Genomic DNA, 24,801 nt, shown 5'->3' on the forward strand with positions numbered 1-24,801 from the left:
GGCAAGACCGGGGGCGACTGCCCCCGGACCCCCGTGGATATTTCTGCCAAGATGAAAGGGGCGCGCGGGTTTCAGGTTTCGGCGCCGGAGAGTTCCATGATGATGGCCCATTCGGCCTCGGTGACCGGCTGGACGGACAGACGGCTGTTATTGACCAGCACCATGTCCTTGAGCCGGGGTTCGGCCTTGGCCTCGTCCAGAGAGATGGCGCGGGGCAGTTTACGGACCGCGCGGATGTCGACGCATTCCCATTTGGGGTCGCCCGCCTTGCTGTCGGGATGGGCCAAGGCGATGACCTCGACGATGCCCACGGCCTCTTTGCCGATATTGGAATGGTAGAAGAGGCCCAGATCGCCGATCTGCATTGCACGCATGTTGTTGCGCGCCTGATAGCTGCGCACGCCGTCCCATTCCTCGCCCTTGTCGCCCTTGGCGATCAGATCGTCCCAGCCAAAGACATCGGGTTCGGATTTGAAGAGCCAATGGGCCATCAGCCGATCACCTTTTTCCATTCGGTGATCTCGGTCGACTGAAACAGCCCCGCCGCCTTGTAGGGGTCGGCATCGGCCCATCCCCGGGCGGCAGTCAGATCGGCGGCGTCGAGGATGACCAGCGACCCGGCCATCTGGCCGTCCTCGATCAGGGGGCCGGCCATGGCGACGAGGCCGCTGTCGCGGATATGGGCCAGATGGGCGTCGCGGGTGTCCAGGCGGATCTGGAGCGCGCCGGGCTTGTCCCGGCAGATCACGGCGAAAAGTGGCATCATTCCTCCTTCAGGGGTCGGCTGAGCAGATGGTCCATGGCCTTTTCCACCGAAACCGATCCTTGGGCAAGATGGGCGACCATGCTGGCGATGGGCAGGTCCAGCCCGTCGCGAAGCGCCATCCGGGCCAGCGCACGGGCGGTGGCCGCGCCTTCGACGGTGGTGGCCGTGTCGAAATCGCGGCCCTGACCAAGGGCGCAGCCATAGCGGAAGTTGCGCGACTGACCCGAGGTGCAGGTCAGCACCAGATCGCCCAGACCCGACAGGCCGGTCAGCGTTTCGGGGCGGGCGCCCAGATGGGTGGCCAGACGCGTCATCTCGGCAAAGCCGCGTGTGATCAGGGCGGCGCGGGCGCTGTCGCCCAGACCCGCGCCGATCACCGTGCCCGCCGCGATGGCGATGACGTTTTTCAATGCGCCACCCAGTTCGGCGCCGATGACGTCGGTGGTGCGGTAAAGCCGCAGGACCGGGGTGGACAGGGCCTGTTGCAGTGCGGCGCCTGTCCGATCCTCTGCGCAGGCCAGCGTCAGGGCGGTGGGCAGGCCCCGCGCGATATCGGCGGCGAAGGAGGGGCCGGTCAGCACCGCCACCCGGGCGCCCGGGCAATGATCCGCGATCAGGGCCGAGGGGCCGGTCAGCCGCGTCAGATCGATCCCCTTGGCGGTGCTGACCAGCACCCGACCGGCCAGCCGCGCGCCGTGATCGGCGAGATAACCGCCCAAAGCCTGCGCGGGCAGGGCCAGCAGGATGGTGTCCGCCCGCAGCGCATGGTCCAGATCCTGCGTGACCGTCACCGCATCGGGCAGGGTCACGCCGGGCAGGCGGGGGTTTTCGCCCTGCCAGTCGATGCGGCGGCCCCAGAGGGTCACCGGCCCGTTGACCCACAGGGCCACCGCCAGCGCCGTGCCGAAGGCGCCCGCACCCAGAACCGCGATCATGCCTTGGCCCCCCGTTTGCCATGGCCCAGCATCGGGGCGGCGAGAGCGTCCAGCGGCCAGCGGGGCCGGGCGGTCAGATCCATGCCGTCGCGATGGCCAAGGCGGAACCGCTCGATCCCCGCCCAGGCAATCATCGCGCCATTGTCGGTGCAGAGAGCCAGAGGCGGCGCGAGGAAACGCGCGCCCGCCTGTGACGCGACCTGTTCCAGCGCGGCGCGGATCTGGCTGTTGGCGGCCACGCCTCCGGCCACGGCCAGCAGGGGGACGGGCGACAAAGCCAGCGCGCGGCGCGATTTCTCGGCCAGCACCTCGGCCACGGCCAGCTGGAAGGCGGCGCAGAGATCGCGGCGATCGGCCGCATGCAGCCCGCCCTGAGCGGCGATCAGCGCATCGCGCTGGCGCAGCGCCGCGGTCTTGAGCCCCGAAAAAGACAGATCGCAGCCGGGGCGGTCCAGCAGCGGGCGGGGCAGGGCAAAGCGGTGCGGGTCGCCCGACGCGGCCTCGGCCTCGACATGGGGGCCGCCTGGCTGGGGCAGGGCCAGCAGCTTGGCCAGCTTGTCGAAGGCCTCGCCGGGGGCGTCGTCGATGGTGCCGCCAAGCCGGGTGAAGGCGTCCGGCCCATCGACGCGCAGGAACTGGCAATGCCCGCCCGAGACCAGCAGCATCAGATAGGGAAAATCGACCCCGTCGGTCAGGCGTGGGGTCAGCGCATGGCCCGCCAGATGATTGACGCCGACCAGCGGCAGCCCGCTGCCCGCCGCGATCCCCTTGGCGCACATGACGCCCGCCATGACGCCGCCGATCAGCCCCGGCCCTGCCGTCACCGCGATGCCCGCCAGCGCGTCAAGGCCCAGCCCGGCCTGCGCCAGCGCCTGTTCGACCGCCAGATCCAGACGTTCGGCATGGGCGCGGGCGGCGGGGTTCGATGTCCGCGAAGGGGCAGGCACCGCCGACAGTCTGCTGCCGCTGATCGCGGCCAGCCCGGTGCCGCTGATCCACCCGCAGGGGCGGCATGTGGCGCGGGCTTTGCCTGTGCCGGGAATGGTGGTCTATGATCAGGTGCCGATGCCCCTGAACGGGGCGGCACGCGATCTGCTGGCGGGTAAGGGGCCGGTGATCCTGCCGGTGTTTTCGCCCCGATCCGCCAAGGTGCTGGGGCAGGCGGTGCTGGGGGCCCGTGCGCCTGTCTGGCTGGTGGCGATCAGCGGGGCGGCGCGGGCCGCATGGACCGGTCCCGCGCCCGCCCGATGCACGCTGGCCGGGCAGCCGACCGCCGATGCGATGCGGGCCGCCATCCTCCTGATCGCGCAGGCGGAACAAAGCTGACGACGACGGGTTGAGCGTCCAGCCCATGCTGATTAGGCTGGGGCGGACGCGCCTGACGGCGGTCACCCTTGCAAAGCCTATGAGCAAGGGCAGGCCGGGCACCAGAGCAGGCACCGAGACGGGGACAGGGACGTGAAAGCACCGAAGAACAAGACCGGCGGCCCGGATGGCCGCACCACCGACACGACGGCCAGCGACGCTGCGGCCAGCGGTGTGGGGCCGCAGGGCATGGCCACGCCGCCCGCGACCGTTCCCGAAAGCGAGATCCGCAAGATCCCGGCCCATGTCGGTGTGATCGACCAGACCCCGATCCGCGAAGGTCGCCCTGCGCAAGCGGGCCAGACGGGCGAGGTCCGGCCCGATGGATCGACCCTGATCGGTGACGGCTCGGCGGGTCAGCCCGCTGCGGCTGCGAAATCCCAAGGGGCCAAGACCGGCATGGCAAAATCGGACATGCCGAAATCGGGTGTGCCGAAATCCGGCAAGCCGTTCGCGGATACGCCTGCCCCGGCCAAGACACCGCCGCCGGACAAAGCCGACGCTGCCACGCCATCGGCGCGCAGCCCTGCCGCCCCGGCCCGCAAGTCGGGTTTCTGGCCTCTGGCTTTCGGCGGTGCCGTGGCCGCAGGCTTGGGCGCTGCCGCCACGATCTATGCCCTGCCGCATCTGCCTGCGGGCTGGGTGGCGCAGGACGCGCCCGCCGCCGTGGCGGCTGAGATGCCCGACCGCGACGAACTGATCGCCGCGGCCGAAGATGCCGGACGCCGCGCCGCCGAAGAGGTTCTGGCCGCTGCTGCGCCTGTCGATGCCCCATCCGACGCAGCCCCCTCCGACGCATCCCCCTCTGGCGCGCCTGCCGCCGCGCTGCCCGACGATCTGGCCGCCCGGATCGAGGCGCTGGAGGAACAGACCGCCGCCCTGAGCGCGGCCCCCGAAACCGGCGCCGAAGCCGGTGAGGCCCCCGGTCAACCCGCCGCGATCGACGCCGACCAGCTGGCGCAGCTGCAGCAGCGGCTGGACGAACAGCAAGCGCGTCTGGACGAGTTGTCCGCCCGCCCCGCCTTTGATCCCGCCATCGCACAAGAGGCGCAGGACCAGATCCGCGCCGCCGCGTCCGAGGCGCAGACCAGCCTTGATGCCGCACGGACCGAGGCCCAGCAGCTGCAGGAGGCTGCCGCCGAAGGCACCCGCCGGGCCGAGGCGATCGCCGCCATCGCCGCCCTGCAGACCGCGCTGGACGAGGGCGTGACCCCCGATCAGGCCCGCGAGGCGCTGGAAGGTGCCGGTCTGGACACGCCCGAGGCCTTGCAGGCCGAGGTGCCCAGCCTGACCGCCTTGCAGACCGACTTTGCCGAGGCGGCGCGCGCTGCCCTGCGGGTCAGCCTGCAGCAGACCAGCGCCAGCGGCGAGGGCAATCTGGTGACCAACTTCCTGCGCGCCCAGACCGGCGCCCGGTCGGTCGAACCGCGCGAGGGCGACGATCCCGACGCCGTGCTGTCGCGCGCCGATGCCGATGTGCAGGCGGGTCGCATTGATGCCGCCCTGACCCAGCTTGAGGCGCTGCCCGAACCCGCGCGCGCGGTCCCCGTCATGGCCGACTGGCTGTCCCGCGCAACCGCTTATTCCCAGGCACGGGCGGCGCTGACCGACCTGTCCTCGGGCACGAATTGAGGGCCGCCCGATGCTGTTGTCACTGCTGAAAATCCTGCTGTTCTTTGCCGTCGTCCTGGCGCTGGCCCTTGGGGCCGTGCAGCTGTCGGAAACCGGCCAGATGCTGCGCATCGAATATGGCGGCACCGAATATGCGCTGACCCCGGTCAAGGCGCTGGTGGCGCTGCTGATCCTGATGGTCGCCGCCTGGCTGATCTTCAAGCTTCTGGGTCTGGCGCTGGCCGTCCTGCGCTTTCTGGTCGGCGATGAAACCGCGATCAACCGCCACTTTGCCCGCTCTCGCGAGCGGCGCGGATACGCGGCCTTTGGCGAGGGGATGCTGGCCGTCGCCTCGGGCGAAGGGAAGCTGGCACAGGACAAGGCTGCCAAGGCCGCCAAATACCTGAACCAGCCGCATCTGACCAACCTGCTGGCCGCGCAGGCCGCCGAGACGGCGGGCGACCGCAGCCGGGCCATCGACATCTATCGCAGCCTGCTGGAGGATGACCGCACCCGGTTTGTCGGCATCCGCGGCCTGATGCGCCAGAAACTGGCCGAGGGCGACACCCACAAGGCGCTTTTGCTGGCCCAGAAAGCCTATGCTCTGAAGCCGCGCCACAAAGAGCTGCAGGATACCCTGCTGGAGCTGCAGACCAGGGAACATGACTGGAAAGGCGCCCGCCAGACGCTGAAGGACAAGCGCGCCCAAGGCGATCTGCCCAAGGATGTGGCGCTGCGCCGCGATGCGGTTCTGGCGCTGCAAGAGGCCAGCGACGTGCTGGCCCACGGCAATTCGATCAGCGCGCGCGAGGCGGCGATTTCTGCGGCCAAGGCCTCGCCCGATCTGATCCCGGCGGCGGTGCTGGCGGCGCGCAGCTATGTCGCGCAAAAGGATTACCGCAATGCCTCGCGCATTCTGGAAAAGACCTGGTCGGTGCGCCCGCATCCCGACATCGCGGCGGCCTATGCCGAGATCGTGCCCGACGAATCGGCTTCGGCCCGCCTGCGCCGGTTCGACAACCTGATCCGCAAGAACCCCGATCACGAGGAAACCCGCCTGCTGAAGGCCGAACTGCTGCTGTCGGCCGAGGATTTCCCCGGTGCGCGCCGTGCGCTTGGTGATCTGGCTGAAAAGCATCCCACCGTCCGCACCCTGTCGATCATGGCGGCGGTCGAACGGGGCGAGGGTGCCGATGACAGCGTCGTGCGCGGCTGGCTGACGCGGGCGCTGTCGGCGTCGCGCGGGCCGCAATGGGTCTGCGACACCTGCCACAATGTGATGCATGCCTGGGCGCCGGTCTGCGACAGCTGCGGCGGGTTCGACACGCTCAGCTGGAAGGAACCCGAAGGCGCGCGCGGCACCCCCGCGCCATCCGCCACCGGGGCCGAGATGCTGCCATTGCTGGTCGGTGCACCAAAACCCGATCCCGCACCCCGGGCCGACGGCGCGGCTGCAACGGACCCCGAGGTTCCCGACCTGTCCGAGCCGGTTCAGCCGCACCCGCCCGGTCCGGCAGAGCCGAAGACGCCGCGCCCGGCCCCGCTGCCCGATGTTCCGCCCGGCATCGTGCCGCGCGAAAGCGATTACCGCAGGCTGGACGAGCCTTCGGCTACGGTCACCACGCCCGAGCCTGCGACCGTTCCCAAGGCGTCGGAACCTGCCGATGTGGTGACGATTCCCGCCACGCCGGTCGATCTGCTTTCCGCGCCGGACAAACCTGCGCTGGACAAGCCCGCGCCCCAGGTCGAGCGTCCGTTCCCCAAGCCCGACCCCGAGCCGGTGATGATCCGTCCCGATGTCGAACCCTCGGACGAGGCGGACTGGACCGAGGGCCGCAGCCGCCGCTGACCGGGCCGGAGGCGTGATCGAAATGATGGGGGTGCAGGGTGAAAAAACCCCTGCGCCCCCTTTCCCTTGTTCGCCGAAGATGCTATCCGCCGCCCCACAGCCGATGCCGGTGTAGCTCAGCTGGTAGAGCACATCATTCGTAATGATGGGGTCGGGGGTTCGAGTCCCTTCACCGGCACCACCACAATCGTGGTGATCCCTCGGCTGGTGGGCCATGGCCCCGCGCAAGGCGCATCCGGTTGCATGACCTCGGGCAGTGACAAAGGGCGGCCCCGGTGCGATTATCGCCTGTCGCAGCCCTTCGCCCATATGCCCTGTCAGGAGCCATCGCATGCTGACATTCGCCGCATGACATTCCGGCTGGCCCGCCCCGCCGACGCCCCCGTCCTTGCCGCCATTTCGATCGAGGTCTGGCTGGGAACCTATCTGCGGCAGGGTGTCGACCCGTTTTTCGCAGAATTCGCGCTGACAGAGTTCACCCCGGACAAGCTGTCTGCGCTGATCGAAGACCCTCGGCAGCATATCATCGTGTCGGAAAATCAGGCGGGTCTTGATGGGTTCATCCGGATCAGCCACGGGACCGTGGCGCCGGTGGCCGACTGTTCCAGCACCGAAATCTCGACCCTTTATGTTCAGCCGCGCCATCATGGCAGGGGGCTGGGACGGGCGTTGCTGGCGCGGGGGCTGGATCATGCCCGGGCCAGCGGCGCACCATCGGTCTGGCTGACGACCAATGCCGAAAACGCCCCGGCCATCGCTTTTTATCTGCGGCAGGGTTTCAGGAATGTCGGCACGACCTTGTTCCGCATCCGCGATCAGGCCTATCCGAACGACGTGTTCCGGCGGACCCTGACGCCCGGTCCGGACGAGGGCCCAAGCAGCCCGGTCTGATCCCGCCGTGAATGCCCCGGAACCCGTGTCATGCTGCTGTCATCGCAGGCGGGTATTGCCATCAAAGGTCGCGAATAGATGCGGGGGGCTTGCCAGATGCCCGACGCCAGATATAGTCGGCCTAACGGATCTGACGGGCGCCCCGGTCAACCCCTTGGGGCAGACGGGAAGTCGCTATGCTGGACGACCATCACCATACGGATTTCAGAACCCAGTTCGTGCGCGAACCGGCCAGCCTGCGCCACTATCCGGCGCTGGTGCTGAATGCCGATTACCGGCCGCTGAGTTACTATCCCCTGTCGCTGTGGCCCTGGCAGGAGGCGATCAAGGCGGTGTTTCTGGACCGCGTGGCGATCATCGCCGAATATGACCACGAGGTTCGAAGTCAGCGACAGGCCTTCCGGATCCCCTCGGTCGTCGTTCTCAGGGATTATGTCAAACCTCAAAAGCGCGTGGCCTTCACGCGCTTTAATTTGTTTTTGCGGGATGAATTCTGCTGCCAGTATTGCGGGGCCAAGGGCGATCTGACCTTTGATCATGTCGTGCCCCGGTCGCGGGGCGGTGTGACCAGTTGGGAAAACGTCGTTGCGGCCTGTTCGCCCTGCAACCTGAAAAAGGCCAATCGCAGCCTGCGTCATTCCGGGATGCATCTGCGCAAACCCGCGCGCCAGCCCTCGGCCGACGAAATGCACGCGATCGGTCGGCGCTTTCCGCCCAATCACCTGCATGACAGCTGGATGGATTTTCTGTATTGGGATGCCGAACTGGACCGCTGAACGGAATTTCCCGTAGGTCACGTCAGCGGCACGCAGGGCGGCAGATCAGCCGTCGTGGTCATGCCCGTTGCGGTGGCCAAAGTGCAGCACCAGCGCAGCACCCAGCATCACCAACAGGATCGCCGCAGGAGGAAGCCCCGCCGACAGGCCGAACCACAGCGTCAGGGCGGCGCCCAGAATGACGACGGTGATCAGCATCAGGAAATGGGTCAGTGGCATGGGACACTCCTCTCCTTGACCCTCAATATGGGTCAGCGGGGGCCGATTGAAAAGCCCGTGCTGGGGATGCTGTGCGATTCCCGCCACCATGGGCCGGTTTTGCGCTGTTTTGACGCAGGATCCCGGTGCGGCGGCCTTGACCGGTCTGTGCCTGCGTCCTAGATCGTGCAGATCGAGGACGACCTCCCCTTTTCGGGACGCATCACCGGGACGACCCGGAACCCGTCAAAGGTATCCGCCATGCCCTGGATTTTTCTTCTGATCGCCGGCCTTCTGGAAATCATCTGGGCCAGTGCGATGAAATATTCGAACGGTTTCACCAAGCCATGGCCCACGGGGGTGATGATCGTCGCGATGATCGCCTCGTTCTGGCTGCTGGCGCTGGCAATGCGGCAATTGCCGCTTGGGACGGCCTATATGGTCTGGACCGGGATCGGCGCGGTCGGCAGCTTTGTCGTCGGCGTGGTCTTTCTGGCCGAGCCGGTGACGGCGCTGCGGATGGCTGCGGCCGGGATGATCGTTGCGGGGATCGTGACGATGAAGATGGCCTCGTGATCGCCACCGCCTTGCGTCCCGCGACAGCCGGGGGCGCTGCGCCCCCCGGTCCCTCCGCCGCGCTTTGTGCCGTGCGTTGGACAGAAAACAGCAATAAACGACGCCCGGTGGTAATTTCCTTCCGCCACAGGGGATGCTAAAGCCACGTTCAGCCAAAGGAGATCGCCATGCCCGCCTATCGTTCCCGCACAACCACCCATGGACGCAACATGGCAGGCGCTCGTGGCCTGTGGCGTGCAACGGGCGTCAAGGACACTGATTTCGGCAAGCCGATCATCGCCATCGTCAACAGCTTTACCCAGTTCGTGCCGGGCCATGTGCACCTGAAGGATTTGGGCCAGCTGGTCGCGCGCGAGGTCGAGGCCGCAGGCGGGATCGCCAAGGAATTCAACACCATCGCCGTCGATGACGGCATCGCCATGGGCCATGACGGCATGCTGTATTCGCTGCCCTCGCGCGAGATCATCGCCGATTCGGTCGAATACATGGTCAATGCGCATTGCGCCGATGCGATGGTCTGCATCAGCAATTGCGACAAGATCACCCCGGGCATGCTGATGGCATCGCTGCGGCTGAACATCCCCACCGTCTTCGTGTCCGGCGGGCCGATGGAGGCTGGCAAGGTCGTCTTGCAGGACGGGCGGGTCAAGGCGCTGGATCTGGTCGATGCGATGGTCGCGGCAGCCGATGATTCGGTGTCCGAGGCCGATCTTGCCGCGATTGAGCAGGCGGCCTGTCCGACCTGCGGATCCTGTTCGGGCATGTTCACGGCCAATTCGATGAACTGCCTGACCGAGGCTTTGGGCCTGTCCCTGCCCGGCAACGGATCGACGCTGGCCACCCATGCCGACCGCAAGCGCCTGTTCGTCGAGGCCGGACATCTGATCGTCGATCTGGCCAAGCGCCATTACGAGGATGACGATTTCAGCGTGCTGCCCCGCAATGTCGCCAGCTTTGCGGCCTTTGAGAACGCGATGACGCTGGATATCGCGATGGGCGGATCAACGAATACCGTCCTGCATCTGCTGGCCGCAGCGCATGAGGCCGAGATCGACTTTACCATGTCGGATATCGACCGGCTGTCGCGCAACGTGCCGGTCCTGTGCAAGGTCGCGCCCGCCAAGGATGACGTGCATATGGAGGATGTCCACCGCGCCGGCGGCATCATGGCCATTCTGGGCCAGCTAGACCGGGCCGGTCTGCTGGACACCTCGGTCGGCAGCGTCCATTCGGGCACGCTGGCCAAGGCGCTGGACCGGTGGGACGTGTCGCGCACGACGGCGGCCTCGGTTCATGACTTCTATCGCGCCGCCCCCGGTGGGGTGCCGACCCAGACCGCATTCTCGCAGGCGAATCGCTATGACGATGTGGATCTGGACCGCGAGGGCGGCGTCATCCGGTCGTCGGACCATGCGTTCTCGCGCGATGGCGGGCTGGCGGTGCTGTATGGCAATCTGGCCGAGGATGGCTGCATCGTGAAGACGGCGGGGGTCGATGATTCCAACCTGACCTTTGAAGGCCCGGCGCATATCTTTGAAAGTCAGGATGACAGCGTCAGCGCGATCCTGACCGGCAAGGTCAAGTCAGGTGAGGTCGTGCTGATCCGCTATGAAGGGCCGCGCGGCGGGCCGGGGATGCAGGAAATGCTGTATCCGACCAGCTATCTGAAATCGAAAGGGCTGGGCAAGGAATGTGCGCTGGTCACCGACGGGCGGTTCTCCGGCGGATCGTCGGGGTTGTCCATCGGCCATGTCTCGCCCGAGGCGGCCGAGGGGGGCACGATCGGTCTGGTCGAACAGGGCGATCTGATCCGCATCGACATCCCCAACCGCAAGATCGAGCTGGTCGTCGATGACGCCACGCTGGCCGCGCGCCGCGCCGCGCGCGAGGCCGAAGGGTGGAAGCCCGCCAAGCCCCGCAAGCGCAGGATCACCACGGCGCTGCGCGCCTATGCGGCGATGACCACCAGTGCGGCCAAGGGGGCGGTTCGGGTCATTCCCGAGTAAGGGCGCTGGCCCGAAGGGAGAGAGCCGGGGGCCAGCCCCCGGGCCCCCGGGATATTTTTGCCAAGATGAAAGTCTGTCGTCACGGGATCGGGGCGTTCGTGCCGATCCCGGGCGGGATTACAGGGCGTTGCGCGGCATCGGCAGGGTGCCGTCGTTATAGGCGGACCAATCCTCGATTTCCGGATAGAACTGCCGCCGCCATGCGCGGACGCGCGGGTTCATGCGGCGTCGCCACAAGGGCGGGACCATCGCCAGAAAGGTCATGGCCGGATAGCCCATCGGCAGCTGCGGCGCCTCGTCCGGGCCATAGGTCTGGAGCAGCGGAAAACGGCGGTCGGGCTTGGTGTGGTGATCGGAATGGCGCTGCAGGTTGATCAGCAGCCAGTTGGTCGCCTTGTGGCTGGCATTCCAGCTGTGGCGCGGGCGGACGGGTTCATAGCGCCCCTCGCCCAGATGTTTGCGCGACAGGCCGTAATGTTCGACGTAATTCGTCAGCTCCAGCTGCCAGACGGCGATGAAGGCCTGAAAGACGAAGAGGCCCAGCCCCATCCAGCCGGCCAGCCCGAAGGCCAGGGCCAGCATCCCCAGCTGCAGGACGGCGTAGCGCCAGAAGGGGTTGCGGCGGTCCGTGGGTGTGCGGCCCGCGCGGGCCAGGAACCGCGTCTCGGCAGCCCATGCACTGCGGGGGCCGTCGGTCAGCACGCGCCAGAAAAAGCGGTGAAACCCCTCGTTATAGCGGGCTGACACGGCATCGCGGGGGGTCGAGACCCAGGAATGATGGACCAGCAGATGTTCGGTTCTGAAATGCGAATAGAGAACCGAGGCCAGCAGCAGATCGCCCAGCCAGCGTTCCGCAGGCGATTTCTGATGCAGGAGTTCATGGGCATAGTTGATGCCGATGCTGCCGGACACGACGCCGATGGCAAAGAACAGGCCCAACGCCTCCCATCCCGAGAGATGGGCGGAGCGGCCCATGACCGCGATGCAGCCGAAGATCGCGGCGAATTGCAGCGGGAACCAGATCAGCGTCACGGCACGGTGCCAGAACAGCTGGTCCGTGCCGGTCTGGGGGTCGGGGTTATCCTCGTTCAGGCCCAGAACCCCGTCCAGCGCGGTCGTCAGATACCACGCATAGACCGGCACCAGCAGCCACCACGCCCCCCCCTGCCACGCGGCCAGCACGATCAGCGGGATCAGCGCGACCGACATCCAGAACGGCGCGGCGGGTGGCAGGCGGGACGGGGCTGGGGGTGCAGAGTCGCTCATGTCGCGATGCTAGACCTTCAGATGCGGCTGCGCCATATCCCAGACCTTGCGCATCAGGCCGGGCAGGGCCTCGCGGTCGATGTGACGCAGGGGGATCAGCTCGGCCCGGGTCGGATTGCCGGTCAGATCACCAAGGCAGACGGTCAGATCCAGCGAGAAATGGGTGAAGACATGGCGCACCTGCCCGATATCGCGCCAGTCCGCCGGGCCGGGCGGCGGCAGGTCGCGCCCGTCCCAGCCTGCCGAGGGGAAGGTCAGCGTGCCGCCCAGCAGCCCCTTGGGCGGGCGATGTTCCAGCAGCAGCGCGTCGCCCTGCCGGGCCAGCCAGACCACGCCCTGACGTTCGGGCTTGGGCGCCTTGGGGGTCTTGCGGGGCAGATCGGCGGCGATGCCCTGCCGGTGCGCGTCGCATTGGGCGTTGATCGGGCAGAGGGCGCAGACGGGTTTGCGCGGCGTGCAGATCGTCGCGCCCAGATCCATCATCGCCTGTGCGTAATCGCCGGGCCTTTGCGCGGGCGTCAGGGTTTCGGCCAGCGCCACCAGATCGGGTTTCGCGCGGGGCAGGGGCGTCTGAACCGCAAACAGGCGCGAGACGACGCGTTCGACATTGCCGTCCACCACCGTTTCGGGGCGGTCAAAGGCGATCGCCGCGATCGCGGCCGAGGTATAATGCCCGATGCCGGGCAGCGCCATCAGCCCCGCGCGGGTGTCGGGAAAGCCGCCCAGATCCGCCACCGCGCGGGCGCAGGCCAGCAGATTGCGGGCGCGGGCGTAATAGCCCAGCCCGGCCCATTCGCCCATCACCTGCGCGTCAGACGCCGCCGCCAGCGACCGGATATCGGGCCAAAGCGCGGTGAATCGCAGGAAATACGCCTTGACCGCTGCGACGGTGGTCTGTTGCAGCATCACCTCGGACAGCCAGATGCGATAGGGGTCGGCAGGGGCGCCGCCGGGGGGCATGCGCCAGGGCAGGACGCGGGCATGGCGGTCGTACCATGCCAGAAGGTCGGGGGCGATCACCTTGCTTTCACGCAATTATGTGGGCTCTTTCGGACAGGCGCGCTTTCATCCGGGGGGATGGCTGGCTAAGGATATGGGGGTGATAGCAGCAAAGGCGCCCATGGCCCACCCATCCGCCCCCATCTCCGGCAGCCCCGACGCGCGGCCCCAGACCCGGTTCCGCCGCCGCAACCGCGGGTTTCAGGCGGCGGCGACGCTGATGGCCGACCGGGTGCAGAAGGCTGCCGAGGGTCGCGGCTTTGCCGTGGCCCGCCTGCTGACCAACTGGCCCGAGATCGCGGGCCCCCAGCTGGCCGCCGTGACCCGCCCGGTCCGCATCAGCCACAGCCGGGGCGGGTTCGGCGCCACGCTGACGCTGCTGACCACCGGCCCGATGGCCCCCATGGTCGAGATGCAGCTGCCGCAGCTGCGCGACCGGGTGAATGCCTGTTACGGCTATAACGCCGTGCAGCGCATCACCCTGACCCAGACCGCCGCCTCGGGCTTTGCCGAGGGGCAGGCGGCCTTTGTCCATGCGCCCCGCGCGCCCAAACCCCCCGATCCGGCACTGCTGGAACGGGCGGCGGGCATCGGACAACAGTTCGACGATCCGGGTCTGGCACAGGCGATGGCGCAACTGGCGCTGAACGTCGCCAGCCGCAAGACCTGACCCGACCCGATATGAAAGCCCTGAAAGGAAGTCCCATGTTTCTCCGCTCTGCCGCAGCCGTCTTTGCGCTGACCTTTGCCCTGCCCGCGCTGGCGCAGGATGCCGCCGCCACGCCCGAAACCCTGCCCGATATCGCGCAAGGGGCCGAGGATGCGCCGCTGACCATCGTGGAGTATGCCAGCTTTACCTGCGGGCATTGCGCGAATTTCCACAGCGATGTCTATCCGCAGCTGAAATCCGAATACATCGACACGGGCAAGGTCCGCTTTGTGCAGCGCGATGTCTATTTCGACCAGCCGGGCCTGTGGGCCGGGATTCTGGCGCGCTGCGGCGGGGATGAGAAATTCTATCCGGTGGCCGACATGCTGTTCGACGAACAGTCCGAATGGCTGGCCGGCGGCTCGGGTGACGAGATCGCGGCCAATCTGCGCCGCATCGGCCTCAAGGCCGGTATGACCGAGGATCAGATGAACGCCTGCTGGGAAGACACCGGCAAGGTCGAACAGCTGATCGCGACCTTCCAGGCCAATGCGACCGCGGACGGGATCGAGGCGACGCCGACCTTCATCATCGGCGGCGACAAGGTGTCGAACCAGCCCTGGGACAGCATGAAAGAGGTCATCGACGAAAAGCTGGCCGAAGCCGCCCCGGCCGAGTGATCCTGGGCCCCGTTTTGGGCGGGCTTTGGCCACGCACCTTTCGGGGAATTGATTTCTGCCCGGTCCGGCAGCACTGTTGACGCGCGGCGCAATGCCGCGCGTCAACAAAGCGGGCCACCATGATTCAGGAATTCAAGACATTCATCGCCCGGGGCAATGTCATCGACCTTGCCGTCGGCATCATCATCGGCGCCGCCTTTACCGGCATCGTCAATTCGCTGGTTGTCGATCTGATCAACCCGATCCTGGGACTGATGACCGGCGGCATCGATTTCACTGACAAATATGCGGTTCTTTCCGGCACTGTGGCCGATGGTGCCAGCCTGACGGCGGCGCGCGATTCGGGCGCGGCGATCTTTGCCTATGGATCGTTTCTGATGGCGGTTCTGAATTTCATGATCGTCGCATGGGCGGTGTTTTTGCTGGTCAAGGGCGTGAACCGCCTGCAGCGCGTTGCCATCCGCGAAAAGAAGGCCGAAGAGGCCGTGGCCCCCAACGGCCCCAGCCAGGAGGAACTGCTGGCCCAGATCCGCGACCTGCTGGCCGACCGCGCCAGCCCGGTCTGATCAGGACCGGACCGGCCTTGCCGCCCGTCACATCCCCAGCAGATCGGCGGGGGTGACGGCCTCCAGCCCAAGCGCCTCGCCCACCGGGGGCGAGGTCAGCTGCCCCTCGTGCACGGCCAGACCCGCGCGCAGATGCGCATCCTCGGTGATTGCCCGCCGCCAGCCCTTGTCGGCCAGCGCTAGCAGATGCGGCATGGTCACATTCCCAAGCGCCTGCGTCGCCGTGCGCGCCACCGCGCCGGGCATATTGGCCACGCAGTAATGCACGATGCCGTCCACCTCATAGATCGGATCGTGATGGGTGGTCGCGCGCGAGGTCTCGAAGCAGCCGCCCTGATCGATAGCCACATCGACCAGCACGGCGCCGGGCGGCATGGTGGACAGCTGGTCGCGGCTGATCAGCCGGGGCGCTGCGGCGCCGGGGATCAGCACGGCGCCGATGACCATGTCGGCTTGGCGGATCGCCTCGGCCGTGGCGGCGGCGCTGGCGAACTGGGTGGTCAGGCGGCCCATGAAAATGTCGTCCAGAAAGGACAGGCGCGGCACCGACCGGTCCATGACCGTCACATTCGCGCCCATGCCTGCGGCCACCCGCGCCGCTGCGGTGCCGACAACGCCGCCGCCGATGACCAGCACATTCGCGGGCCGCACGCCGGGCACGCCGCCCATCAGCACGCCGCGCCCGCCATTGGCCTTTTGCAGCGCCCATGATCCGACCTGAGGCGCCAGACGCCCCGCCACTTCGGACATGGGCGCCAGCAGGGGCAGGCCGCCGCGGCCATCGGTCACGGTCTCATAGGCGATGGCGGTGACGCCGCTGTCCAGCAGGTCGCGGGTCTGGGCAGCATCGGGGGCCAGATGCAGATAGGTGAACAGGATTTGCCCCCGGGCCAGCATCCGCCGTTCCGCCGGTTGCGGTTCCTTGACCTTGATGATCAGCTGCGCATCGCCAAAGACCGACGCCGCATCGGGCACGATTTGCGCCCCGGCGGCGACGTAATCCTCATCCGCAAAGCCCGCACCCTCGCCCGCCCCGGTCTGGACCAGCACCTGATGGCCGCGCCCCACGGCCTCGGCGGCGGCGGCGGGGGTCAGGCCCACGCGGAATTCCTGTGGCTTGATCTCTTTCGGGCATCCGATTTTCATGGCTCTCTTCCCTCTATGATCGGTCCATCCTGTCACTCATGGGCCGCAAGGTGCTGCGAAGCTGCGGGCCTTTGTCCGATGCGGGTCGAAGAACCTTCTGGAAACCGGCGCAAAGATCGAAGAAACTGCCGCCATGGCCGATCTTGACGCAACAGACCGACGCATCCTGTCCCTTCTTCAGAAAGAGGGGCGAATCAGCAATGCCGAACTGGCGCTGCGCGTGCACCTGTCCCCCTCGGCCTGCCACAGGCGGGTTCAGCGGCTGGAAGAGGCGGGCGTGATCGCCGGCTATGTGGCGCTGCTGGATGCGCGCGCGCTGCGCCGTCAGACGACCGTCTTTGTTGAAATCACCCTGTCGGGACAGGCCGACGAGGTTCTGGACGCGTTCGAGCGTGGCGTGCGCACCATCCCCGACGTTTTGGAATGCCACCTGATGGCGGGCACGGCGGATTATCTGCTGAAGATCGTGGTCGAGGATACTGACGATTTCGCCCGCATCCACCGCCAGCACCTGTCGCGCCTGCCGGGCGTGGCGCAGATGCATTCCAGCTTTGCCCTGCGCACGGTGTTCCGCACGACGGCGATCCCCGTCTGACATCGCGGTCTGACATCGCCGTCGGAAAGGGCCTTCGGACCCCTTGGGCCGATCTGCGCGTTATACAAGCAGACATAAGTTCAAGGGAGATGAGACCGATGACCACTCCGTTCAAGACCCTGCTTCTGGGGGCAAAGATCGCCGCAGCATCCGGCCTTCTGGCCACGACCGCGATCGCGCAGACGACGACCATCGACACGCCGCAGGGCAACACCGTGGTCGTCCCCGATGACGCGCTGGAGGAACAGCCCTCGGGCGGGTTCATCAGCGAAAGCGATTATCCCCGTTTTGAAAGCATCGAGAATTATCAAGAAATCGCCGACACACTTGGCGATCAGGGATATTCCGATATCACGATCCTGCGCGAAGGTCCGATCCTGACGGTGAATGCGCAACGTGCCGGGCAGCCGATCGAGCTGGTCTATTCCACCGCCAATGCGCGGCTGGTCTCGGTCGATGGGGTCGAGACGCGGGCGGACCCGGAAGGCTCGTCCGGAGCGGATTCGGTGACGAGTTCCGGGTCGGCCGCGCCGGGTGGCGCGGACGGGTCGGATGGCGGCATAGATGGCGGCATGGATGGCGGCGGTGACAGCGACGGAGAGACCGGCGGTGGCGACGGCGCAGGCAACGACGGCGCGGATGGCGGCGATACCGATGGCGGTGATGCCGGAGGGGACAGCGATTCGGATGGTGGCGGGACCGGCGGCAGCGATGGCGCGGATGGCGGCTCCGGCGACGGTTCGGGCGGAGATTCGGACGGCGGGTCAGACGGCGGGTCGGATGGCGGCTCAGGCGGTGATTCGGGCGGCGAATCGGATGGTGGTTCTGACGGTGGGTCCGACAGCAACGGCTGATCGCGGTCCGCGGCCCATGACGGCATCGCAAACCGTCTGAGATGAAGAAAACCCCCGCGACATGCCGTCGCGGGGGTTTTCAAATGACACAAGTACGCGTCGTCTTACAGCGCGCCTTCGCGCTGTGCCTTTTTACGGGCCAGCTTGCGGGCACGGCGAACGGCCTCGGCCTTTTCACGGGCTTTCTTGACCGACGGCTTCTCGAAATGTTGCTTGAGCTTCATTTCGCGGAAGACACCTTCGCGCTGAAGTTTTTTCTTCAGAGCACGAAGCGCCTGTTCGACGTTGTTGTCGCGAACATTGACCTGCATGTGGTTGTCACCACCTTCCTAGGTTAGAGTTGATAGATTGCAGGAAGCGTCCCCTAACATCGACGGGGGCATTTGTCCAGACGAGGTATGCCATGACCCAGACCGACCGCGACGCGCTGCTGAATGCCGCGCTGATCCATGTGCCCTTCGAGGGGATGAACGATCTGGCGCTGGCCGTCGGGGCGCGCGACATCGGCATGTCGCCCGCGCTGGTCCGGGTGCATTTCCCGCAGGGTGGCGCCGGGCTGGCCGCCGCCTATCACCGCCGCGCCGATCAGGACCTGCGTCGGGCGCTGGCTGCGACCCCCCCGCAGGGGCGGTTCCGCGACCGGGTGGCGGGCGCGCTGTGGCAGCGGCTGGAGCTGGTCGATCCCGAACTGGTGCGCGCAGGTGCGGCAACGCTTGCGCTGCCACAGAATGCGGCGCTGGCCTCGCGGCTGGTCTGGGAAACGGCGGATGCGATCTGGACGGGCTTGGGCGACCGGTCCGACGATGTGAACTGGTATTCCAAGCGCGCGACCCTGTCGGCAGTCATCTCGGCCACGGTGCTGTTCTGGCTGGGCGACGACTCCGAGGGCCGGGCCGAGACGCGCGGTTTCATTGATCGCCGCATCGACGGGGTCATGAGCCTGGAGACCGTCAAGGCGCGGCTGCGCAAACTGCCCGGTGCCGCCCGGCTGGCGGATGCGGCCTTTGGCTGGATCAGGGCGCCGCGCGACCGCGCCCTGCCCGGCAAGACCCGGTAAGGAGAGATCATGTTTCCCGATACCATGACGGCGGTGCAGATCGCCGCCCCCGGCGCGGCCGATCAGCTGCGCACGACCACCCGCCCGGTGCCGGTGCCCTGCCACGATCAGATCCTGATCCGGATCGCCTATGCGGGCGTGAACCGCCCCGATGTGCTGCAACGCGCGGGCAGCTATGACCCGCCGCCCGGCGCCTCGGACCTGCCGGGGCTGGAGGCCTCGGGCGAGATCGTCGGCATGGGCGCGGGCGTCACCCGCTGGCGCAAAGGCGAACAGGTCTGCGCCCTGCTGCCCGGCGGCGGCTATGCCGAATATGCCGTCTGCCATGCCGATCACGCCCTGCGCATCCCGCGCGGCGTCACCCTGCGCGAAGGGGCCTGCCTGCCCGAAACCGCCTTTACCGTCTGGTCCAATGTCGTCCAGCGCGGTCGCCTGACCGGAGGAGAGCGGTTTCTGGTCCATGGTGGCACCTCGGGCATCGGCATGATGGCGATCCAGATCGCCCGCGCCCTTGGCGCCCGCGTCTTTGCCACCGCGGGCAGCGAGGATAAATGTGCCGCGATCCGTGCGCTTGGCGCGACGGCGATCAACTATCACGATCAGGATTTCACCAAGGTTCTGGCTGGGGCAGGGGGCGCCGATCTGATCCTGGACATGGTCGGTGGCAGCTATATCCCGCGCAACATCAAATCCCTGGCGCTGGACGGGCGGCTGGTGATGATCGCCTTTCTGGAAGGGCCGAAGGTCGAGCTGAATTTTGCCCAGATCATGGTAAACCGCCTGACGGTGACCGGCGCGACGCTGCGCCCGCAATCCGATGTCGCCAAGGCCGAGATCGCCGATCAGCTGCGCAAGCAGCTGTGGCCGATGATCGCGGCGGGATCGGTGGGCGTCACCATCGACAGCGAATTTCCCTTGGCGGACGCCGCCGAGGCGCATCTGCGCATGGAAAGCAGCGCCCATATCGGCAAGATCGTCCTGAAGGTCCGGGGGGATGCGGCCTGACGGACGGCGCTTTGCGCCTTGGGCGGGCAGCCGTGCAGAACGCTGCCATGGTGGTGCCTGAAAAGGCTTTCGTCGCACAGGGTTTCCCCGGAAGGTGGTCGTGCAATGGATCGCAAGGAACTGCATCATGATGACCCCGGCCACCCTGACCGCCCGCCTGATCGCGGTGATCGAAGATGACATCCTGCCCCTGACCGCGCAGGGCGTGGCCGGGGGCAACAAGGTCTTTGGCGCCGCGATCCTGCGCAAATCCGATCTTTCGCTGGTTCTGGCCGAAACCAACTACGAGACTGAAAGTCCCTTGTGGCACGGCGAAATTCACACGCTGCAGCGGTTCTACGAGATGCCCGACCGCCCGGCGACGACCGATCTGATTTTCCTCAGCACACACGAGCCCTGCACCATGTGCATGTCGGCGATCACCTGGGCCGGGTTCGACAATTACTATTACTTCTTCAGCCACGAGGATTCGCGCGACGCCTTTGCGATCCCCCATGATCTGCGGATCATGCAGGAACTGTATGGCCTGCCGCCCGGTGGCTATCGCCGCGACAATGCCTTCTGGCAGGCCCGCGACATCGGGCAGATGGCCGCGTCCGAGGATGCGCCCTTGCGCGACGATCTGCTGGCGCGGATCGCGGCCATCCGGGCGCGCTATGCCGATCTGTCGGCGGCCTATCAGACCGGCAAGGGCGATAATGACATCCCGCTGAACTGACCGTTCAGCGCACGGCCTCCATCAGGACGCGCGGCAGCGGGCAGTCGCGCCTTGTGTCGGGGGCGCAGGCGCGGGGCTGCAGATCGCGGGTCAGGCAGATGCGCAGTTCGGTCAGGGCCGTGTCGCGGCAGATGACGGTGATGCCATCGGCCTCAATGCCCGGATTGGCCTCCAGAAACGCCTCTTCGACGACGCCGGGGGGCAGGGTCACATCGCGGGCCAGATCGTCGAAGACCGGCGGGATGGTCACGGTCGCCGCCGCCTGCCGGGTCGCCGTGTAATAATCCGCCGCCGACAGGCCCGAACAGCGGCCATGTTTCTGCCATTGATACCAGGCCAGACCGCCCGACCCCATCACATCGGCCATCGCCGCGCTGTCGCGGCGCGACGGATCGCGCTGGCGCGTCGGGCAATCCTGGGGCCAGCCGCGTTCGTGCTGGGGCCACAGCCCGTGGACGGTAAAGTCGCGCCCGGTGCCATCCCGGCATTCCGGGGCGTCGCGCGCGTCGCCCGTGCGGCTGCACCAGCCGGGCTGCCAGCTGAGCGCCAGGACGTAATAGTCGAACTGGCCCGCGATATCGCGCGCAAGCGCCGGGCCGGTCGTCGCGGGGGCCAACAGCAGGGCCAGCATGGTGATCATCTGTCGCATGCGGGTCAGGATAGCCCGGTTATGGCAGCGGCGCATCGGTGCAATCGTGCGAATCCTCTTTTCTCTGGGCCGTGGAATCGCTATATCACCCGGCAATTCCCCCCGAAAACGAGGAATGGCAGCCGCCAAAGCCGTTTTTCCGGCCCTCACCCCCATGTTCGGGACACAAAGACACGCGAAGGAGACTGACATGAGCAAGCCGCTGATGGCCAAGGCCACTGCCGTCTGGCTGGTCGACAACACGACGCTCAGCTTCAAGCAGATCGGCGATTTCTGCGGTCTGCACGAGCTTGAGGTTCAGGGCATTGCCGATGGCGACGTCGCCGCCGGCGTCAAGGGATACGACCCCGTGGGGTCCAACCAGCTGGACCCCGAGGAAATCAAACGTGCCGAGGCCAGCCCCACCTATCGGATGCGTCTGAAGCACAATCCCGCCGCCGAGGGCGAGGAAAAGCGCCGCGGGCCGCGCTATACGCCCTTGTCCAAGCGTCAGGACCGCCCCGCCGCGATCCTGTGGCTGGTCAAGTTCCACCCGGAACTGGCCGATGCGCAGGTGGCCAAGCTGGTCGGCACGACCAAGCCGACCATCGCCTCGATCCGCGAGCGCACGCATTGGAACATCGGCAACATCCAGCCGATCGACCCGGTCGCGCTTGGCCTGTGCCGCCAGACGGAACTGGACGCTGCCGTTCAGAAGGCTGCCAAGAAGAAGGCATCCGAAGGCGGCGTGATGACGGACGACGAACGGCGCAAGCTGGTCAGCACCGAAACCTCGCTGGCCATGGCCGACGAGCCGCGCATGCCCAGTTCCATCGCCGGGCTGGAGCATTTCAGCCTGTCTCGCGACGAGGGTCGGCCCGAACCCAAGCGCGATGCCGACAGCTTCTTCAACCTGCCCGACGCGGATGCCGAGGACGAGGATGAAGACGAGGGCGGTCGCCGCTGATCGCCTTCGCCGGACCAAATATGGGTTCGGGCCTGAAAATGGTCCGGACATGAAAAAAGGCCGGCGCAATGCCGGCCTTTTCGCGTTCAGGTGATGCTTGGGGTCAGCCGCGACCGCGGATCGCGCGATAGCCCCAGATCAGGATACACGCGCCGATGACCGCGACGATCAACTGGCCGATGACGCCATAGGCGGTCGTGCCCATGACCATCCGCAGGATTGCGTTACCGACGATGGCACCCAGAATACCCAGGATGATGTTCGTCAGCAGACCGTGATTGGTCTTCATGATCTGTTCAGCGATCCAGCCTGCGATTGCACCCAGAATGATCGAAAGAATCCAGCCCATACCAGCCATGTGGTGTCCCCTTGAAATGCCTGTGGACCACCCCTGCGGCAGCCCGTCGCATTCCTAATGCAACTGGGGACGGTTCCGTTCCCGATGACGGCAACGGAACCGCGACTGTTGGAAAACCGTCACATAAGGGGATCAGACCGACAGGCAGATGTATTTCATCTCCAGATAGTCATCCAGCCCGTGATGGCTGCCCTCGCGGCCCAGTCCCGACTGCTTGACGCCGCCGAAGGGCGCCACCTCGGTCGAGATGATGCCGGTGTTCACGCCGACGATGCCGTATTCCAGCGCCTCTTGGACGCGGGTGATGCGGCCGATGTCGCGGGCATAGAAATAGGCGGCAAGCCCGAAGATGGTGTTGTTCGCGGCCTCGACCGCCTCGTCTTCGGTGTCAAAGCGGAACAGCGGTGCCAGAGGACCAAAGGTTTCCTCGGTCGCGACCTTCATGTCGGCGGTGACGCCGGTGACGACGGTCGGCTGAAAGAACAGCCCCTCCATCCGGGCGCCGCCGGTCACGACCGTGCCGCCGCCCTCGGTGACGTTGCGGATGTGATCCTCGACCTTTTCGACGGCCTTTTCGTTGATCAGCGGGCCGGTTGTGGTGCCGTCTTCCAGCCCGTCGCCGACGCGCAGCTTGTCCACCGCCGCCGCCAGCTTTTGGGCAAAGGCGTCATAGACCCCCGATTGCACATACAGCCGGTTGGCGCAGACGCAGGTCTGGCCGTTGTTGCGGAATTTCGACGCCATCGCGCCTTCGACCGCCGCATCCAGATCGGCATCGTCAAAGACGATAAAGGGCGCGTTGCCGCCCAGCTCCATGCTGCATTTCATGACCTGTTCGGCGGCCTGACCCAGCAGGATGCGCCCCACCCCGGTCGAGCCGGTGAAGGTCAGCTTGCGCACGACCGGGTTTTCGCAGAATTCTTTGCCGATATCGCTGGCCCGCGACGATGGGATGATCGACAAAATGCCCTTGGGCAGGCCGGCGCGTTCGCCCAGAACCGCCATGGCCAGCGCCGACAGCGGCGTTTCCGTCGCCGGACGGGCGACGAAACCGCAGCCCACGGCCAGCGCGGGCGCCGCCTTGCGCGCGATCATCGCGTTGGGGAAATTCCACGGCGTGATCGAACCCACGACGCCGATGGGCTGGCGGATCACGGTCAGACGCTTGTCGGCCTGATGGCCGGGGATGGTTTCGCCATAGACACGCTTGGCCTCTTCACCGAACCACTCGACGAAGCTGGCGCCATAGGCGATCTCGCCCTTGGCCTCGGCCAGCGGCTTGCCCTGTTCGGCGGTCAGGATGATGCCCAGATCGTTTTGGGCGGCCATCATCAGATCGTACCATTTGCGCAAAATTTGGGCACGTTCCTTGGCGGGGCGGGCGGCCCAGTCCTTGCGCGCGATCTCTGCCGCATCGATGGCGCGGGCGGTCTCGGCCCGGCCCAGATCGGCGACATGGGCGATCACGTCGCCCCGGGCGGGGTTCGTCACCTCGAACGTGGCGCCGTCATCGGCATCGACCCATTCGCCCGCCACGAAAGCACGGGTTTCCAGCAGCGAGGGGTCGCTGAGAAGGGATTTCAGGTCGGTGGCATGCTTGGTCATGGCGTCCTCGGAGGAAGAAGATGGGAATGGGGGCGTGTTTCCGGCGCAGATGATCACGCCCGGCGATGCTTGTCAAAACCGTCCGGTCGGGGGCGGGACGTGCAGGATGACGGAAATGTGATGCTGACGGCTTGCACGGTCTGCAACCCGGATCAGGTGCAGGCGTTGCATCTGCAATCGTCAGGCTGTCCCTCTTGGCGATCTCTCGGGGGCGGTGCGCTGGTCGCGCCGCCCTTTTTCTATGGGAAGTCCTGTGGAAAGCGGGACTTCCAGCAGGGCTGCACGTCGCCGGGCTGCGAGGCTGCGGCATGAACGCCCCGCGCGATGGCCCGCGCCAGAACGCAGGCCGCCGCATGGCCAAGCGCAAATGCGTCCGCCACCGGATCGGCCAGAGGCCGCGCCCCGGTCGAGACGGCAAAGACCAGATCGCCGTCCAGCGGCGTGTGGCTGGGCACCAGCGCGCGGGCCAGCCCGTCATGGGCGGCGATCGCCATGCGCTGCAGGCCCGCCTTGTCCAGCGCCGCATCGGTGGCGACGATGGCGATGGTCGTCGCCTCGCCAAGCCGTTTTGCCGGGGGTGGTTCGTGATCTGCGGGAAAGCGGCGGGGCAGGCCGAGGCCGCCGAATTCTGTCCCCAGCTCCCACGGGGCGGCCCAGAAATGCGGGCCATCGCCGACCGTCGCCTGCCCAAGCGCATTGACCACGACCAGCGCCCCCACCGTCGCCCCGCCCGCC

At 66.8% G+C, this 24,801-nt stretch carries 29 protein-coding genes and 1 tRNA gene; 17 read left to right on the plus strand and 13 right to left on the minus strand.

The features are described from left to right. Positions 1–71: 71 nt before the first annotated feature. From EG885_RS17610 to tsaD, 4 genes are read right to left on the minus strand one after another with little or no spacing between them, the layout of a single operon-like run. Positions 72–491, minus strand: coding sequence for an EVE domain-containing protein (locus tag EG885_RS17610; protein ID WP_131577139.1), 420 nt, complete (start codon positions 489–491; stop codon positions 72–74). After that, positions 491–763, minus strand: coding sequence for a YciI family protein (locus EG885_RS17615; protein WP_131577193.1), 273 nt, complete (start codon positions 761–763; stop codon positions 491–493). Before EG885_RS17615 ends, EG885_RS17610 begins: the two co-directional genes overlap by 1 nt. Next, entirely contained in the window at positions 763–1,701 is a 939-nt protein-coding gene (locus tag EG885_RS17620) for an NAD(P)H-dependent glycerol-3-phosphate dehydrogenase (RefSeq protein WP_131577141.1), read from the minus strand. The genes EG885_RS17615 and EG885_RS17620 overlap by 1 nt, the downstream gene beginning before the upstream one ends. After that, positions 1,698–2,648 (minus strand): tRNA (adenosine(37)-N6)-threonylcarbamoyltransferase complex transferase subunit TsaD, encoded by a 951-nt coding sequence (tsaD, locus tag EG885_RS17625; protein WP_423227220.1) that lies wholly within the window; start codon positions 2,646–2,648, stop codon positions 1,698–1,700. Before tsaD ends, EG885_RS17620 begins: the two co-directional genes overlap by 4 nt. A 37-nt stretch (positions 2,649–2,685) precedes the next feature. On the opposite strand from tsaD, the gene EG885_RS17630 reads away from it, so the two are divergent. From EG885_RS17630 to EG885_RS17655, 6 genes are all read left to right on the plus strand, one after another. Next, entirely contained in the window at positions 2,686–3,027 is a 342-nt protein-coding gene (locus EG885_RS17630) for a uroporphyrinogen-III synthase (protein WP_131577145.1), read from the plus strand. A 132-nt stretch (positions 3,028–3,159) separates the two neighbouring features. Continuing rightward, positions 3,160–4,698, plus strand: a complete 1,539-nt coding sequence (locus EG885_RS17635) for a COG4223 family protein (RefSeq protein ID WP_131577147.1) — start codon at positions 3,160–3,162, stop codon at positions 4,696–4,698. Positions 4,699–4,708: 10 nt separating this feature from the next. Next, the gene (locus tag EG885_RS17640) at positions 4,709–6,526 is read left to right on the plus strand and encodes a heme biosynthesis HemY N-terminal domain-containing protein (RefSeq protein WP_131577149.1); all 1,818 of its coding nucleotides are present in this window, start codon (positions 4,709–4,711) and stop codon (positions 6,524–6,526) included. A gap of 105 nt (positions 6,527–6,631) precedes the next feature. Next, positions 6,632–6,707, plus strand: a tRNA-Thr gene (locus tag EG885_RS17645). A gap of 167 nt (positions 6,708–6,874) precedes the next feature. After that, positions 6,875–7,417, plus strand: coding sequence for a GNAT family N-acetyltransferase (locus tag EG885_RS17650; RefSeq protein ID WP_165571191.1), 543 nt, complete (start codon positions 6,875–6,877; stop codon positions 7,415–7,417). 176 nt (positions 7,418–7,593) lie between these two features. Continuing rightward, complete coding sequence (locus EG885_RS17655; RefSeq protein WP_131577153.1) at positions 7,594–8,193, plus strand: HNH endonuclease; 600 nt, start codon at positions 7,594–7,596, stop codon at positions 8,191–8,193. A gap of 45 nt (positions 8,194–8,238) precedes the next feature. Here EG885_RS17655 and EG885_RS22815 read toward each other — a convergent pair whose 3' ends face one another. Further along, positions 8,239–8,412, minus strand: a complete 174-nt coding sequence (locus EG885_RS22815) for a DUF4175 domain-containing protein (RefSeq protein ID WP_165571192.1) — start codon at positions 8,410–8,412, stop codon at positions 8,239–8,241. 240 nt (positions 8,413–8,652) lie between these two features. On the opposite strand from EG885_RS22815, the gene EG885_RS17660 reads away from it, so the two are divergent. After that, complete coding sequence (locus EG885_RS17660; RefSeq protein ID WP_131577155.1) at positions 8,653–8,967, plus strand: DMT family transporter; 315 nt, start codon at positions 8,653–8,655, stop codon at positions 8,965–8,967. A 167-nt stretch (positions 8,968–9,134) separates the two neighbouring features. Further along, a complete protein-coding gene (gene ilvD / locus EG885_RS17665) occupies positions 9,135–10,973 on the plus strand; it encodes a dihydroxy-acid dehydratase (RefSeq protein WP_131577157.1) in 1,839 nt (612 codons plus the stop codon). A 117-nt stretch (positions 10,974–11,090) separates the two neighbouring features. Here ilvD and EG885_RS17670 read toward each other — a convergent pair whose 3' ends face one another. Both EG885_RS17670 and EG885_RS17675 read right to left on the minus strand, forming a co-directional pair. Next, entirely contained in the window at positions 11,091–12,239 is a 1,149-nt protein-coding gene (locus tag EG885_RS17670; RefSeq protein WP_131577159.1) for an alkane 1-monooxygenase, read from the minus strand. A gap of 9 nt (positions 12,240–12,248) precedes the next feature. Further along, entirely contained in the window at positions 12,249–13,199 is a 951-nt protein-coding gene (locus EG885_RS17675) for an A/G-specific adenine glycosylase (RefSeq protein WP_131577196.1), read from the minus strand. 160 nt (positions 13,200–13,359) lie between these two features. On the opposite strand from EG885_RS17675, the gene EG885_RS17680 reads away from it, so the two are divergent. The 3 genes from EG885_RS17680 (at position 13,360) to mscL (ending at position 15,133) form a co-directional block, all read left to right on the plus strand. Further along, the gene (locus tag EG885_RS17680; protein ID WP_131577161.1) at positions 13,360–13,908 is read left to right on the plus strand and encodes a DUF721 domain-containing protein; all 549 of its coding nucleotides are present in this window, start codon (positions 13,360–13,362) and stop codon (positions 13,906–13,908) included. A gap of 35 nt (positions 13,909–13,943) precedes the next feature. After that, on the plus strand, positions 13,944–14,567 hold the full coding sequence (locus EG885_RS17685; protein ID WP_131577163.1) for a DsbA family protein: 624 nt from the start codon (positions 13,944–13,946) through the stop codon (positions 14,565–14,567). A gap of 119 nt (positions 14,568–14,686) precedes the next feature. Then, the gene (gene mscL, locus EG885_RS17690) at positions 14,687–15,133 is read left to right on the plus strand and encodes a large conductance mechanosensitive channel protein MscL (protein ID WP_131577165.1); all 447 of its coding nucleotides are present in this window, start codon (positions 14,687–14,689) and stop codon (positions 15,131–15,133) included. Positions 15,134–15,160: 27 nt separating this feature from the next. Here mscL and ald read toward each other — a convergent pair whose 3' ends face one another. Continuing rightward, positions 15,161–16,279 (minus strand): alanine dehydrogenase, encoded by a 1,119-nt coding sequence (gene ald, locus EG885_RS17695; protein ID WP_131577167.1) that lies wholly within the window; start codon positions 16,277–16,279, stop codon positions 15,161–15,163. A 133-nt stretch (positions 16,280–16,412) separates the two neighbouring features. On the opposite strand from ald, the gene EG885_RS17700 reads away from it, so the two are divergent. Next, positions 16,413–16,874 (plus strand): Lrp/AsnC family transcriptional regulator, encoded by a 462-nt coding sequence (locus tag EG885_RS17700; protein ID WP_131577168.1) that lies wholly within the window; start codon positions 16,413–16,415, stop codon positions 16,872–16,874. A 98-nt stretch (positions 16,875–16,972) separates the two neighbouring features. Further along, positions 16,973–17,728: a hypothetical protein gene (locus tag EG885_RS23115; RefSeq protein WP_207392319.1), complete on the plus strand. Its 756-nt coding sequence runs from the start codon at positions 16,973–16,975 to the stop codon at positions 17,726–17,728. A gap of 104 nt (positions 17,729–17,832) precedes the next feature. On the opposite strand, the gene rpsU is transcribed toward EG885_RS23115, so the two are convergent. Next, positions 17,833–18,039 (minus strand): 30S ribosomal protein S21, encoded by a 207-nt coding sequence (rpsU, locus tag EG885_RS17710; protein ID WP_081994671.1) that lies wholly within the window; start codon positions 18,037–18,039, stop codon positions 17,833–17,835. Positions 18,040–18,131: 92 nt separating this feature from the next. Here rpsU and EG885_RS17715 point away from each other — a divergent pair, with 92 nt between their 5' ends. The 3 genes from EG885_RS17715 to EG885_RS17725 all read left to right on the plus strand — a co-directional run bounded on the left by EG885_RS17715 (position 18,132) and on the right by EG885_RS17725 (position 20,508). After that, complete coding sequence (locus EG885_RS17715; RefSeq protein ID WP_131577172.1) at positions 18,132–18,785, plus strand: COQ9 family protein; 654 nt, start codon at positions 18,132–18,134, stop codon at positions 18,783–18,785. A gap of 9 nt (positions 18,786–18,794) precedes the next feature. After that, positions 18,795–19,790 (plus strand): NAD(P)H-quinone oxidoreductase, encoded by a 996-nt coding sequence (locus EG885_RS17720; RefSeq protein WP_131577176.1) that lies wholly within the window; start codon positions 18,795–18,797, stop codon positions 19,788–19,790. Between the two features lie 127 nt (positions 19,791–19,917). Then, positions 19,918–20,508, plus strand: coding sequence for a deaminase (locus EG885_RS17725; RefSeq protein ID WP_207392320.1), 591 nt, complete (start codon positions 19,918–19,920; stop codon positions 20,506–20,508). 4 nt (positions 20,509–20,512) lie between these two features. Here the strand turns inward: EG885_RS17725 and EG885_RS17730 are convergent, their stop codons facing one another. Then, on the minus strand, positions 20,513–21,193 hold the full coding sequence (locus EG885_RS17730) for a ribonuclease T2 family protein (RefSeq protein ID WP_242679727.1): 681 nt from the start codon (positions 21,191–21,193) through the stop codon (positions 20,513–20,515). A 154-nt stretch (positions 21,194–21,347) separates the two neighbouring features. Between EG885_RS17730 and EG885_RS17735 the strand changes: the two genes are divergently transcribed. Next, positions 21,348–22,103, plus strand: a complete 756-nt coding sequence (locus tag EG885_RS17735) for a DUF1013 domain-containing protein (protein WP_131577183.1) — start codon at positions 21,348–21,350, stop codon at positions 22,101–22,103. Positions 22,104–22,206: 103 nt separating this feature from the next. On the opposite strand, the gene EG885_RS17740 is transcribed toward EG885_RS17735, so the two are convergent. The 3 genes from EG885_RS17740 to EG885_RS17750 form a co-directional block, all read right to left on the minus strand. Continuing rightward, positions 22,207–22,461: a GlsB/YeaQ/YmgE family stress response membrane protein gene (locus EG885_RS17740; RefSeq protein WP_131577186.1), complete on the minus strand. Its 255-nt coding sequence runs from the start codon at positions 22,459–22,461 to the stop codon at positions 22,207–22,209. Positions 22,462–22,593: 132 nt separating this feature from the next. Then, positions 22,594–24,066 carry an NAD-dependent succinate-semialdehyde dehydrogenase gene (locus EG885_RS17745; protein WP_131577189.1) on the minus strand — a complete coding sequence of 491 codons (1,473 nt, stop codon included), beginning with the start codon at positions 24,064–24,066 and terminating at the stop codon, positions 22,594–22,596. Between the two features lie 239 nt (positions 24,067–24,305). Continuing rightward, on the minus strand, positions 24,306–24,801 hold a 496-nt coding region (locus EG885_RS17750), incomplete at its 5' end, for a P1 family peptidase (RefSeq protein ID WP_207392321.1).

It is taken from the genome of Paracoccus nototheniae, assembly GCF_004335005.1.
In the GTDB taxonomy this organism is placed as follows: Bacteria; Pseudomonadota; Alphaproteobacteria; order Rhodobacterales; family Rhodobacteraceae; genus Paracoccus; species Paracoccus nototheniae.

Coding starts and splice junctions, on each gene's coding strand:
- EG885_RS17610 (WP_131577139.1), bottom strand. CDS start 491: ATGGCCCATTGGCTCTTCAAATCCGAACCCGATGTCTTTGGCTGGGAC.
- EG885_RS17615 (WP_131577193.1), bottom strand. CDS start 763: ATGCCACTTTTCGCCGTGATCTGCCGGGACAAGCCCGGCGCGCTCCAG.
- EG885_RS17620 (WP_131577141.1), bottom strand. CDS start 1,701: ATGATCGCGGTTCTGGGTGCGGGCGCCTTCGGCACGGCGCTGGCGGTG.
- EG885_RS17640 (WP_131577149.1), top strand. CDS start 4,709: ATGCTGTTGTCACTGCTGAAAATCCTGCTGTTCTTTGCCGTCGTCCTG.
- EG885_RS17650 (WP_165571191.1), top strand. CDS start 6,875: ATGACATTCCGGCTGGCCCGCCCCGCCGACGCCCCCGTCCTTGCCGCC.
- EG885_RS17655 (WP_131577153.1), top strand. CDS start 7,594: ATGCTGGACGACCATCACCATACGGATTTCAGAACCCAGTTCGTGCGC.
- EG885_RS22815 (WP_165571192.1), bottom strand. CDS start 8,412: ATGCCACTGACCCATTTCCTGATGCTGATCACCGTCGTCATTCTGGGC.
- EG885_RS17660 (WP_131577155.1), top strand. CDS start 8,653: ATGCCCTGGATTTTTCTTCTGATCGCCGGCCTTCTGGAAATCATCTGG.
- ilvD (WP_131577157.1), top strand. CDS start 9,135: ATGCCCGCCTATCGTTCCCGCACAACCACCCATGGACGCAACATGGCA.
- EG885_RS17670 (WP_131577159.1), bottom strand. CDS start 12,239: ATGAGCGACTCTGCACCCCCAGCCCCGTCCCGCCTGCCACCCGCCGCG.
- EG885_RS17675 (WP_131577196.1), bottom strand. CDS start 13,199: ATGCCCCCCGGCGGCGCCCCTGCCGACCCCTATCGCATCTGGCTGTCC.
- EG885_RS17680 (WP_131577161.1), top strand. CDS start 13,360: ATGGCCCACCCATCCGCCCCCATCTCCGGCAGCCCCGACGCGCGGCCC.
- EG885_RS17685 (WP_131577163.1), top strand. CDS start 13,944: ATGTTTCTCCGCTCTGCCGCAGCCGTCTTTGCGCTGACCTTTGCCCTG.
- mscL (WP_131577165.1), top strand. CDS start 14,687: ATGATTCAGGAATTCAAGACATTCATCGCCCGGGGCAATGTCATCGAC.
- ald (WP_131577167.1), bottom strand. CDS start 16,279: ATGAAAATCGGATGCCCGAAAGAGATCAAGCCACAGGAATTCCGCGTG.
- EG885_RS17700 (WP_131577168.1), top strand. CDS start 16,413: ATGGCCGATCTTGACGCAACAGACCGACGCATCCTGTCCCTTCTTCAG.
- EG885_RS23115 (WP_207392319.1), top strand. CDS start 16,973: ATGACCACTCCGTTCAAGACCCTGCTTCTGGGGGCAAAGATCGCCGCA.
- rpsU (WP_081994671.1), bottom strand. CDS start 18,039: ATGCAGGTCAATGTTCGCGACAACAACGTCGAACAGGCGCTTCGTGCT.
- EG885_RS17715 (WP_131577172.1), top strand. CDS start 18,132: ATGACCCAGACCGACCGCGACGCGCTGCTGAATGCCGCGCTGATCCAT.
- EG885_RS17720 (WP_131577176.1), top strand. CDS start 18,795: ATGTTTCCCGATACCATGACGGCGGTGCAGATCGCCGCCCCCGGCGCG.
- EG885_RS17725 (WP_207392320.1), top strand. CDS start 19,918: ATGATGACCCCGGCCACCCTGACCGCCCGCCTGATCGCGGTGATCGAA.
- EG885_RS17730 (WP_242679727.1), bottom strand. CDS start 21,193: ATGCGCCGCTGCCATAACCGGGCTATCCTGACCCGCATGCGACAGATG.
- EG885_RS17735 (WP_131577183.1), top strand. CDS start 21,348: ATGAGCAAGCCGCTGATGGCCAAGGCCACTGCCGTCTGGCTGGTCGAC.
- EG885_RS17740 (WP_131577186.1), bottom strand. CDS start 22,461: ATGGCTGGTATGGGCTGGATTCTTTCGATCATTCTGGGTGCAATCGCA.
- EG885_RS17745 (WP_131577189.1), bottom strand. CDS start 24,066: ATGACCAAGCATGCCACCGACCTGAAATCCCTTCTCAGCGACCCCTCG.